The organism is Amycolatopsis speibonae (assembly GCF_042647925.1).
GTDB classification, from domain to species: domain Bacteria; phylum Actinomycetota; class Actinomycetes; order Mycobacteriales; family Pseudonocardiaceae; genus Amycolatopsis; species Amycolatopsis speibonae.
The window spans coordinates 1-10,245 of record NZ_JBHRWK010000111.1 but is presented as its reverse complement, the minus strand read 5'-3'; the positions used below and the strand labels follow the sequence as shown (position 1 = coordinate 10,245).

10 protein-coding genes and 1 pseudogene are annotated in these 10,245 nt (G+C 64.8%); 3 read left to right on the top strand and 8 right to left on the bottom strand.

The features are described from left to right. Positions 1-22 precede the first annotated feature (22 nt). The 3 genes from ACFOSH_RS42065 to ACFOSH_RS42055 are packed head-to-tail and all read right to left on the bottom strand — an operon-like array spanning position 23 to position 3,897. The gene (locus tag ACFOSH_RS42065; protein ID WP_378247068.1) at positions 23-172 is read right to left on the bottom strand and encodes a hypothetical protein; all 150 of its coding nucleotides are present in this window, start codon (positions 170-172) and stop codon (positions 23-25) included. Then, positions 169-2,400, bottom strand: a complete 2,232-nt coding sequence (locus ACFOSH_RS42060) for an SDR family NAD(P)-dependent oxidoreductase (RefSeq protein ID WP_378247066.1) — start codon at positions 2,398-2,400, stop codon at positions 169-171. The genes ACFOSH_RS42065 and ACFOSH_RS42060 overlap by 4 nt, the downstream gene beginning before the upstream one ends. A 15-nt stretch (positions 2,401-2,415) precedes the next feature. Beyond that, positions 2,416-3,897 carry an HAL/PAL/TAL family ammonia-lyase gene (locus ACFOSH_RS42055; protein ID WP_378247064.1) on the bottom strand — a complete coding sequence of 494 codons (1,482 nt, stop codon included), beginning with the start codon at positions 3,895-3,897 and terminating at the stop codon, positions 2,416-2,418. Between the two features lie 698 nt (positions 3,898-4,595). Here ACFOSH_RS42055 and ACFOSH_RS42050 point away from each other — a divergent pair. Next, positions 4,596-5,303 (top strand): helix-turn-helix domain-containing protein, encoded by a 708-nt coding sequence (locus ACFOSH_RS42050; protein WP_378247062.1) that lies wholly within the window; start codon positions 4,596-4,598, stop codon positions 5,301-5,303. A 726-nt stretch (positions 5,304-6,029) separates the two neighbouring features. Then, positions 6,030-6,626 (top strand): L-tyrosine 3-hydroxylase, encoded by a 597-nt coding sequence (locus ACFOSH_RS42045; protein ID WP_378247060.1) that lies wholly within the window; start codon positions 6,030-6,032, stop codon positions 6,624-6,626. Between the two features lie 145 nt (positions 6,627-6,771). On the opposite strand, the pseudogene ACFOSH_RS42040 reads toward ACFOSH_RS42045, so the two are convergent. Together ACFOSH_RS42040 and ACFOSH_RS42035 are read right to left on the bottom strand one after the other, a co-directional pair. Continuing rightward, positions 6,772-7,464 (bottom strand): annotated as a pseudogene (locus tag ACFOSH_RS42040) (salicylate synthase); the annotation flags it as partial. 15 nt (positions 7,465-7,479) lie between these two features. Next, the gene (locus tag ACFOSH_RS42035; protein WP_378247058.1) at positions 7,480-8,121 is read right to left on the bottom strand and encodes a hypothetical protein; all 642 of its coding nucleotides are present in this window, start codon (positions 8,119-8,121) and stop codon (positions 7,480-7,482) included. A 271-nt stretch (positions 8,122-8,392) separates the two neighbouring features. On the opposite strand from ACFOSH_RS42035, the gene ACFOSH_RS42030 reads away from it, so the two are divergent. Further along, positions 8,393-8,599, top strand: coding sequence for a response regulator transcription factor (locus ACFOSH_RS42030; RefSeq protein ID WP_378247056.1), 207 nt, complete (start codon positions 8,393-8,395; stop codon positions 8,597-8,599). A gap of 614 nt (positions 8,600-9,213) precedes the next feature. Here the strand turns inward: ACFOSH_RS42030 and ACFOSH_RS42025 are convergent. From ACFOSH_RS42025 to ACFOSH_RS42015, 3 genes are read right to left on the bottom strand one after another with little or no spacing between them, the layout of a single operon-like run. Further along, positions 9,214-9,450 (bottom strand): Atu4866 domain-containing protein, encoded by a 237-nt coding sequence (locus ACFOSH_RS42025; protein WP_378247054.1) that lies wholly within the window; start codon positions 9,448-9,450, stop codon positions 9,214-9,216. Beyond that, on the bottom strand, positions 9,447-9,851 hold the full coding sequence (locus ACFOSH_RS42020) for a hypothetical protein (protein WP_378247052.1): 405 nt from the start codon (positions 9,849-9,851) through the stop codon (positions 9,447-9,449). The genes ACFOSH_RS42025 and ACFOSH_RS42020 overlap by 4 nt, the downstream gene beginning before the upstream one ends. A 29-nt stretch (positions 9,852-9,880) precedes the next feature. Continuing rightward, positions 9,881-10,126 carry a hypothetical protein gene (locus ACFOSH_RS42015; protein WP_378247050.1) on the bottom strand — a complete coding sequence of 82 codons (246 nt, stop codon included), beginning with the start codon at positions 10,124-10,126 and terminating at the stop codon, positions 9,881-9,883. Positions 10,127-10,245 lie beyond the last annotated feature (119 nt).

Here is a 10,245-nt window from a genome sequence, read left to right as displayed (position 1 = left end):
CGGCGCCTGGCTCATCGGAACCCTACGCGCCACCACACGAACCAGCCCAGTCCGCCACCTCTCCCTCACCCCAGCCGCCTGACCAGAGAAAACCAACAGCATCGATCAGCGGGTCGAAATCCAGCAGCGGCAACCTGGCGAGCCAGAAGTGGACCCCCTCGTTCACGGTCATCCCCTCAGTACGGTCTCCTCGATGGAATCGGAAGTGCCCGTCTCGCCGGTACGTGGGGGTCGAACGGGCGCTATGCGGCTTCCAGCGACCGGGGCGGGCTCGACGTCACGGTGATCGAAGCAGCGGCCTGGACAATGATCAGCGGCGCCGGTAGCGAGCGCGATGACAGTCTGCCGGGCCGCCGCGGACATCACCGGAGGCCGAGCCGCGTCCGCAGGCGCGCTTGAGCAATCCGGCCGGCCGGGGTCGAAGCCGACGACACACACTTCCGTACCGGCCCGGTCTTCGGCGGGTTGCACGAGGAAGACTCGATGTGCTTTTCCCGCTGTCTCTGCGATCAGGCGCGGGTCATGCCCCCCGCTCAGCAACGTGATCACTCGCGCGGGCCCCGTGGTGACGGCGCCGAGAAGCGCGCGGATCACCGCTTCTGCTTGGCCGAGCGGGGCCGTGTTGCCCGCCTGGCTGTCATCCGGAACGCCGGCAGACCACGCATCGAGCACCACGTCGACCCCGCCGAGTTCATGCACTGCCGCGGTGGTCAAAGCTTCCCCCGCTGTCGCCTTGGCGAGATCCGCGGCCAAGGTCACCATGGTTCCGCGAGTGCCCCCGGACTCGTCGACTCTCCGGGTCGCGGGCTCGGCGACGATTCCCGCCAGCAGGACCGACATCCCCGCAGCGACGAACTCGTCGGCGAACGCCGATCCCATCCCGGAGTGGCCATTGAGCACGACCACGCGCAAGGCGGGTGGCCGTGATGGCTTCCCCGTCTCCGACCGAGGTATCTCCCGGACGCGTTCGATCAACCGGACCCGCTTGTAGCCCGGCACGCGAGCGGCGACGTGCGTGGTGAGTTCGGTGAGTGACACGTCGCGGGGCACAACGACGAAGGCCTTCGGCACTTCTCCCGCGGTCGGGTCGGGCTCCCCGGTCACGAGAACATCGGCCACCTCGGGGTGTTCGAGCAGCACCGCTTCGAGTTCCGCGGGAGCGACCTGGAACCCCTTGTACTTGATCAGTGCCTTGAGCCTGCCGACGATCCGCAGAAACCCGTCCTCGTCGAGGACAGCGAGGTCACCCGTATGGAACCAGCCGTCGGGATCACGGATGGCCGGCGCCGACGCTTCGAGATATCCAGGGCTGATTTGCGGACCACTCAGAAGAAGCTCACCAGGGTGGCCAGCCTCGGCATCCTTCCCCGTGGCAGGGTCGACGAATCGCATCTCGGTACCAGGTAGGACCCGGCCGACGGTTTCCGGCTTGTCGTGGTGGTCGTCGGGCGTGAAGGCGATACATCCCGCCTCTGTCATGCCGAAGCCCTGCACGACCGGCTTGCCGAGCATCCGGACGCAGCCTTCGACCGCGATGGGCGCGAGCGGCCCACCACCTGAAACCACCAGGCGGAGCGCGGGGGTCGCCGGCACTCGCGGCAATGCCGCGATCCCGACGATCACACTGGGCACGAGGTAGGCGACCGCGACGTTCTCTTCCGCCAGCGACCGGAGCAACTCACTGAGGTCGAAGTGCGTCGGGCCGATCAGAAGGGTGCCGCCCGCCCGCAGGACCGGATTCATCGCCATCTGCATGCCGTAGATGTGTCTTAGTGGCCCGGCGCAGGTGACCACGTCGTCCGCGCCGAGGCGGTGCAGGCTCTCGATCTGGCGCAAACCGGCTGTGAGATTGCGATGAGTGACCCGAACCTTCTTGGGCCGTCCCGTCGTACCGCTGGAAGACATCAGGACAGCGGTACGATCACCGCCGGGTGCGACCGCTTCGCGCTTTTCCATGCACGCTGAAGTCGCTGTTTCCCACTCCTGGCCGATGCGCACACACCCGTGCGCCAGCAGGGGAGGCGTCGGCCACAGGGCTGTGTCCACGATCATGGCCCGTACGGAGCAGCCCGTGACATCCGCCTGCCAATCCCGTTCAGCGGCTCGTGGGTCGAGAGGAAGCACGACGCCACCCGCCGCGAGAACACCGAAGTACGAGATCACGAACTCCGCGCTGTTCTCGGTCAGGACGGCGACGACGTCATCCTGCCGGACTCCGTTGGAGTGGAGATGATCCGCCAGCGCGAAGACGGCCGCTTTCAGCGCCGCGTAGCTCCAGCGCCGTGGTTCATCGTGTGTGTAGTCGACAAGGGCAAGCCGATCGCCTGACGACACGGCTCCGAGCACGTGGCTTACCAGGTCGACGTCGGTCGTGCCGGTATCGATCGCGGAGCCTGGCATCGGAATCAAGTCCTCTCACGGCAAGCGGTCGGCGACGAACTGGTCGAGTACGTCCGCAGCTGCCCGGACGTCGGCGTCCAGCGCACGGTCTTGGGTGATCGGAGCCACCACCTGGGCCAGGGCGTCCACCAGGTCCGCGCAGGGCCATGCTGTCGGCCTGTCCTTCCTGAGGTGTGCCGCTTGCCGCAACCCCACGGCGAGGCTGCCGTGGAGCAAACGCAGATTCTGGGCCTGCTCCAACGCCGCCAACGCGGCCTGTGTCCCGAAAGGAACAACGTCCTGGTTGTGAAGGTTGGTGGCGATGCTTTGAACACTCGCCGGAACACAGGCACGTCGCATCGAGGCCACGATCGCGGTCGACACGAGCTGCACTCCTTGGACGGCGTGCTCCGCACCCGGCCGCGGCGACAACATCGGTGGTAACCCGTTGCTGCGGACGGGATCGACCAGCAGGTCCAGTTGTCGCTCGGCGAGGTTGCCCATCTGCGTGGCGACGATCGAAAGCATGTCGGTCGCGAACGCGCTGGGCTGGCCGAAGAAGTTGCCACCGTGGGCGATCAGGTTCTCGTCGGGAAAGAACAACGGGTTGTCGCTGACGCCGTTGAGGTCTCGTTCGACCACGCCGCCAGCCCAGTCCAGGGCGCACCGCGCCGCTCCCATGAGCTGGGGTACACACCGCACGCTGTAAGGCTCCTGCAGGGGGCGGTCGCCGGATGGCACACTCCCTTGCAAAAGATCACGAAGCCGCTTTCCTGCCCCTGCGGTCTCCGGATGCCCGAACGCGTCAAGCAACGAGGGTGCCAGGAACTTGCCGTCGGCACCGAGAATATCGGTGAGCAGTGCACTCAGGTGGAGCCCGGACTCGAATGAACGCCGCAACTTGGCGACTGCGAGGCCACCCGCCGCACTGGTGACCGAAGTTCCGTTGACCATCGACAGGGCGTCTCGCCCGGTGAAGGTCAACGGCTCCAAGCCAGCTTGGGCGAGAGCCGCCGAAGCGGGCATCTTGCGCCCGCCGAGACGAGCGTCGCCCACGCCACGCAGACTTTGCGCGATGTATGCGAGCGGTACCAGGTCGCCGCTCGCCCCCAACGATCCCAGTGTGGGAACGACCGGGGTGAAGTCCGTCTGCAGCACCGCGCTGAGCATTTCGAGCGCCGCTGGTGAGATGCCCGACAGCCCCCGCGACAACGACCGTATGCGAACGAGCATGGTCGCGCGGACGACTTCCGGCGGCAGCTCCGCCCCTTGCCCGGCGGTCAGATGCTGGAGGACGTTATCACACTGGTCCTCCTGGCTGTCGCGACCGTCGAAGGTCACAAGCGGTCCAAAACCAGTGGTGGCCCCGTAGACCGGACGTTCACCGGACAGGCATTCGCCGACGAACGCGTGTCCACGGCGTACGCGCTCCGCCACCTCTTCTTCGAACGAGACCTTGACCGGCTCGGCAGCAGCCTCGAGCATGTCGACGGTGAGTACCGCGCCAGCCTGGATCATCGCGCCTCCACTAGATTAACCGCCAGGAAACGGACCGATGCGGTGCGCCGGCCGAAGGGCTCGGCGACCGGTCGACGGTCCGTCGAGATCATCGCCGATGAAGCTAACCGCTTGTTCGCGGTGTTTGGGACAACGTTCCAGCATACGGAACCTCGGAAGCGAATTCCTCGTTTCTCACCGGATGTCCCAACTCGGGGCGACTAACGAAGTCTTTTCTTCGCTGGTGTCGCGTGGTTCTGTCGCCTTGCGTCCGCTGTGGATCCTCGTGGTTTCTGGCAAGACGGAGAAAAGTCGCTTGTGCCAGGGGTCTTCTCCGACCGCAGCCAGGGGCCGCGTGGGCCGTGGCTGCGTAAGGCAAGCAGGGTCACGCGACACCAGGTCAGGGCCGATCGGCCCTGACCTGGTGTCGCGTGTGGCTCCGGATCGCGGTGGTCCGATATGCAGTCTCGCGCTGCATCACGCTACTGGGCTGCGGCTGGTTGTCAACGTCGACGCCTCGCCGCAGGTCGTAAGGTCAAATCTTCTACCCGGACAGACACCGTCAAAGTGGACTGTGCTCCTCTCGTGAGAACGCTGACCTACGCTGAGCGAGCGACAGACAGACATACCGATCCAAACAGAAGCGGATCACTATGAACCCGCCAACAGCGACCGCAGCAGATGTGTCCCGGATCGCTTCGTCGACCGGGCATACCGCCGTGGACAAAGCGATGCTCGTTCTCAGCGCGCTGATCACCAGCGATGTGGCGCTCAGTCTCACTCAGCTGAGCCAGCGCACTCGCCTGGCGAAGGCCACAGTCCACAGGGTTCTCACTGTGCTGCAGTCGCACAACATGATCGTCCGGAAACGCGCGGAATATGCCCCCGGTTATTTGATCACGCAACACGAGAACCTGGCAGGGAACAACTTCCTGGCAGCGCTCGGAGTTCGTTCCACGCCTTATCTCCTTGAACTATACGAAACGACCGGACATACCGCGAGCATCAGTGTCCTGTACGGTGATGCCGTTCATCACGTCAATCAGATCTTCGGGCATCGGACGCCGAGGTTTGCCCGGCTGATCCCGGCAGGCGCCGGTTCACCCATTGCCGCGATCGAGCAGGTGTTGCATGCCTACCGGGCAACGCCGGTCGACGAGCACCTGAGTACCGCGGCCGCCGACGAATTGTCCGAGATCCGGCGGGTCGGACTTGCTCGGGTCGACATTCCCTCATGCGGTATCACCGGCATCGCGGTGCCGCTGAGCGGGCTGGCGCATCCAGTAGCGCTCGCTTTGACCGGTCGCCAGGACCAGATGAACATCGCGGTCGCGGCCAGGGCGCTCCGGCAAAGCGCGTTCCTGCTCGGCAGGGCGTTGAAGCAGGATCACTGTGCGAGCCTGTCCGCTGCCGCGAACGATCGGTGACGTGCTCGCCGGACCGATAGCGACCGAAACCACGTGTCGCCAGAACCGGTTCCATGATTTGGCTCCTGGAGCGCGGGGGCGTCTGACGGGCCGTGGCGACGCAGGTGAGGGCCAACGGAACATTGCAATTCCATAGGCCGATTCGAATCGGAACGTCCTGTGTCGGCATGTCTCAAAGTCCCCGTGAACAGACGGGTATTCCGGCCTCCAGTGTGCTGTGAACCGGGTCTGCCGAGCCGAGAGGTTCCATGCGCTGGAACATCGCCTTGCGTGGGACGGAGCGGCGACAGACGATAACCGTCGATCAAACGGGAGTCGATCGCCGCGGGGCACTACGCGATGAGAGACGGCTTCCTGTTCTTCCGAGTGGTGATAACCAGCGTTGGTACCCGGTAGGACGAAGGAGCGCTGCTCGGAAGAAGATGGCAACGATATGAGAGATACGGACACATCGTCGTTCCTTCGTTTTCCGATGCGGCCACAACGACAACGCCCGGGATCGAACTTGCGTGGTTGAAGCTTCCCCAGCCGGACATTCCATTCGATGGATGCACCGAATGTACGGCCTCTGCCTCGGAAGCAGACCCGCTGCTGGTCACCGGGGATTCACAGTCCGCGGTCCTGGCAGCCACTCGCGACCACGCTGAGGCGTGGGGTCGCTGGGTACTCGGTCACCACTTGGCCTTCTGCACTTGGCGGTCGCTCCGAGACTGCCTCTCAGCGGCCGTGAACGCGCGCGAGTCTGGCAGGCTGGATGTCGCTGATCTGTATGTGTCGATGAGCGGTGAGCTCTTCGACACATACTCCGCATTGCTGCTCTATGGCGGGAGCCTTTCCCCGGAAATCTATCAAGGTTTGGTGCGTCCGCGTATGATGGCGGCGCATACGGCGTTCAGCGGTCTGTGGTCGCGTGACTACTCCGCGGTCCACGCTCAGACCAAGAAGCTCGAGTCGAGCTTCGGGCTAGGTGTGGAGCTGAAAAACAGCATCAAATTCAACAGGCTCGTGCACATGTCGCTGGCCAATCGGCTGGTCCCGGACGGGCCCTCATTGCGCAGACAGGCGGGCTATGTCAATACTGTGGCAACTCGAGACGAAGAAGATATTCTGGACGAATTCTTCCGTACTCGGCGTATGAGAATCTGTCGCCACGAGTTCACCCGCCAGCTGCGGGGTCGCAACGAACTCGTACTGGCTGATCTGGCCGAAAGTCCCATTACGGTGAGCTACGGGCGCGCAAGTGTGGATCGGTTCCAGGGCGCGATCGGTAGTCGGCTCGAGCGTTTTGCGGTCATCGCCGGCAAGGTGGCGCGAACTGCCTGACTCCGAGCATTGCCGAGCGAGCGACGAGGCACCGTCTCCACCCGGTCACCACTTGCTCGCCGGGACAAGGAGCGTGCTGTTCGGGACCGGCAAGTCATGACCGAAAGGTGCGGTGGTACTTCAGGTTTCGCCTTATGCCCTTCGTCTAGGTTCGCACCGATGACGCCTTCTCCTTCGGCGCATGGTCGAGCGCGGAGACCAGGAAACGTGAGACACTACGCAACTTCTCGCGAGTCTCCTCTAGCTCCCTTTCGGGAGTGGACTGTGCGACGATGCCCGCTCCAGCGCGCAGCCAGGTCCGGCCGCCCCGGCGGAATACGCTGCGAAGTACCAGTGCCGCGTCGAGCGAGCCGTCGGCATCGGCCGTGAGCACCGCGCCGCTGTAGAGCCCTCGCGGCTCGGCTTCCAGTAGGCTGATCATCTCGCACGATCGTGCTTTCGGGATCCCGGAGGCCGTGATCGCCGGGAACAGAATGGCGAGTGCGTCCCATGCGGTGCTGCTAGGTGCCAGGTCACCGACGACATCAGAACCGAGGTGCTGGACACTGCCGCGTTCGCGGGTCGACATGAAGTCCGCTACCACGACTGTACCCGGAATGCAGATCGCCATCATCTCCGCGGTCGCGAGCCGGACGGAAATGGCGTGCTCGAATACTTCCTTAGGGTCACTGTAAAGTTCTTCGCGTCGTGCGGCATCAAGTACCACATCGCCGTCGAATGCTCTGGTACCGGCCAGCGGCTGAGTGGAAACGCGGCCGGTCGTGGAAACCCGCGTGACGATTTCCGGGCTGAACCCGGCTGCTTCCCAGCCGGCGAGTCGCAGCAGGTACGACCTTGCCGGATTGTTGCACCGTCATCCTGTGCGGTAGGTGCCGGCGAGGTCGAGTTCGCCGTCGACCGGGACCACCCGGGAGAGGATCACTTTTTCCAGTTCGCCCGCACGGATTCGCTCCACGGCGGTCGCGACCGCAGCACGATAGGGAGCGCTGCCGTCGTCGAGGTCGACCGTGATCCGCTGCTCGTTCGGTGGCTCGTCGAACACGGCTTCGGACAACCTGCGCATCAGTTCGTCCACTTCGGAAGCACTACCGGCCCGAAGGAGGGCGCTCGTGCCGTCGAGTCGAATCTCGGCGCAGGGAATCATCAAGTGACCCAGCACGCCGTCAGGGGTCCCCGTGTTGTGGAGCACGTGGGACAGTTCGAAGGCGGCCCAGCCGTAGGCACGCCACTCTTCGACGCCCGCCGCGGCCAATGCTTCTGTTACCATCGCGAGCGGCGGCCCAGTGAACTCCTGTCGCTGTCCTGAGCGGATCAGTGTGGCGCCGGTTGCGCGGATCTCGACGGACGCCAGTTCTCCTGCGGCCCAGGAAGCCTTTTCATTGCTCTCGTAGACGACCTGCGAACCCGACCAGTCACGGGCCAATGCGGCCACTGTGGCGACAACGTCCACCGCGAGAGGGATGCGTCGTTCAACATAGCGGTATTGCGACGACATTGAATCTCCTTGCTGATGCACGACGAGATGGGACGCTGTCTTGTTGAGGCTGGTCGCCGATGATCAATAACTTTGTGAACGGCGGCTGGGTTGTCAACCGGCCGAGTGGGCCGATCGGCGAACTAAGCACGAATTTCCTTTCCATACTGTCTGTTGGGGCAGTGGTAGAACTGTGGGTGTGGACAAGGAATGGGCGCGGTCGGCGCGTGGGCGGGTGCAGTTGCTGACGTGCAGGGGAGCGTGAGGTGCTGGCGCAGGTGGTTCAGGGGTTGTGGGTGACGCGGAGATCGCTCGGACGTTGTTTGTCTGTGAGGGTGCGGTCAAGGCGCATGTGAGTCACATGCTGACGAAGCTTGGCTGTGTGAATCGTGTTCAGTCCGCCATCATCGCGCATGACTCCGGCCTCTTCCCGTCCCCGCCGGAGAACGGTGGTGCGGACGTCGGTCTATCGGACTGTGCGTCCGAGGATTCGTCTTGACGTCACGCAGTCGAGGTCACCGGCCGATCTACCCGATTCCTCGAAAGGCGCTTTCTTCTACTGATTTCGCCTGAAAGTCTCTTGGGAGACCGGTCCGTGGGGTGGCCGGAACCGCCCAGTGGGGCCTGTATACGGGATGTCGGAAGAATATGTGCTTGGCTGTTTTCGCCTCGGAAGGGGTGAAGTGGACCAACGATCTTGAGCACTGAACTTGGGCCACGAAGCCGCCTGTCGAGGGGTGCATGCCCTTGCTGCGAGAGTTGGAGGGGCGTGATCCGGCATTTCCCCGGATGGCCCGAGCAGCGCATCCTCTGCCGACGCAAGGGGGGCGGCGGTACGCCGGTGCCGGTGCGGTGGCGGTGGCGGTGGGCTTCGGCGATCGCCGAAGCCCACGCTTCCCGGGGGCATGGGACGGGCTTTGCCAAGAGAGAGAAAGAAGAAGCCACTACCACCTGTGCTGTGGGGAACCCAATGCACGTACAGAACCTCGTGCGCGATCGTCGCTCGTCGACGTCCGTTCACTGGTCCGGCACGCCCGCCGACCCCGCGCGCGTGATTCATGCGCCAAGGCTCAGCGTCTTCGACGCCATGCACGGCGCTCTCTCCTGTGTCGGTCATCTGGTCATGACGAAGCCGCCGTGGTGCAGGACGTTGCCGGCCAGCACGCCGAATGCCCAGAAGCCGGTGTCGTCGAGGTAGGCGATGCGGTCGCCACGGGTCCAGTAGGCGCCGACCCAGGCATCGACGCGTCCGCTGCGGGTCTCGGTGCAGCGGCCATTGGGGAGCAGGTGCTGTTCGACCGGCTGGGATTGGTCGATCCACGCGCCGACCCAGGCGTCCGGGTCGGTCACCGTGGTGGGGGTGTTGGGCTTGCCGTTCCAGGCGAGGATCTCCCCGTCGAGGACAAGGGCGAGGAGGTCGGCGGGCGGATCATCAGCGAGCCGCGCACCTGCGATTCGGTGACTCGGCTGCGGGTGACGGCGAAGGTCGCCGGGTTCCCGGGCGCGAGGTCATAGGTGTCGCGCGCCCGGGTGGGGCGGGCGCGCAGGGCGCTGTCAACCAGCAGCGGCACGATGGAGGCGCCGCTGGCATCGATCGTGCGAGCATCGCCGGGCCGCTCGTGGGGTTCGGCGGCGCCCGCGTGGGTGATAGTGCGGCCGTCTGTCCAGATGTCGCCGTGCACCGTGCGCGTCGGGGTGAGGTGCACGGTGGCGTCGGTCAACACGAGCGGCCCGGTGTGCTCGGCGGTCATGATCGGTATCCCAAGGTCGTTTTTGTGGGTCAGCGGCGCGGGGCGGTGACCGGGGCAAGCCGGTCGTCGTCGTTGACCGGGCGGCGGGATGCGCGTCGGTGGTCGACGATCTGGCGCCACTGGTCGCCGTAGACCAGGCCGATCATGTCCTCGCCGGTCATGACGTCGTGGGGGAAGCCGAGTTGCGGGGCGCTGATCTGTTCCAGCCGTTCCAGCGTGTCGGCGCCCGCGCGGCATCCGACCGGGTGTTGGCCGAGAAGGTCGAGCAGGTGCACGAGGACAACTACCGTGTCTAGTACTACAGCGGCAGTGAGGGATGTTTGTTGCGTTGTCGCTGGTAGTGGCTGTGGCGGGCGCGGGTTTGGTGGCGTCGTCGCCAGAGTGACCAGTGATC

Coding starts and splice junctions, on each gene's coding strand:
- ACFOSH_RS42055 (WP_378247064.1), bottom strand. CDS start 3,897: ATGATCCAGGCTGGCGCGGTACTCACCGTCGACATGCTCGAGGCTGCT.
- ACFOSH_RS42035 (WP_378247058.1), bottom strand. CDS start 8,121: ATGTCGTCGCAATACCGCTATGTTGAACGACGCATCCCTCTCGCGGTG.
- ACFOSH_RS42020 (WP_378247052.1), bottom strand. CDS start 9,851: ATGACCGCCGAGCACACCGGGCCGCTCGTGTTGACCGACGCCACCGTG.
- ACFOSH_RS42065 (WP_378247068.1), bottom strand. CDS start 172: ATGACCGTGAACGAGGGGGTCCACTTCTGGCTCGCCAGGTTGCCGCTG.
- ACFOSH_RS42060 (WP_378247066.1), bottom strand. CDS start 2,400: ATGCCAGGCTCCGCGATCGATACCGGCACGACCGACGTCGACCTGGTA.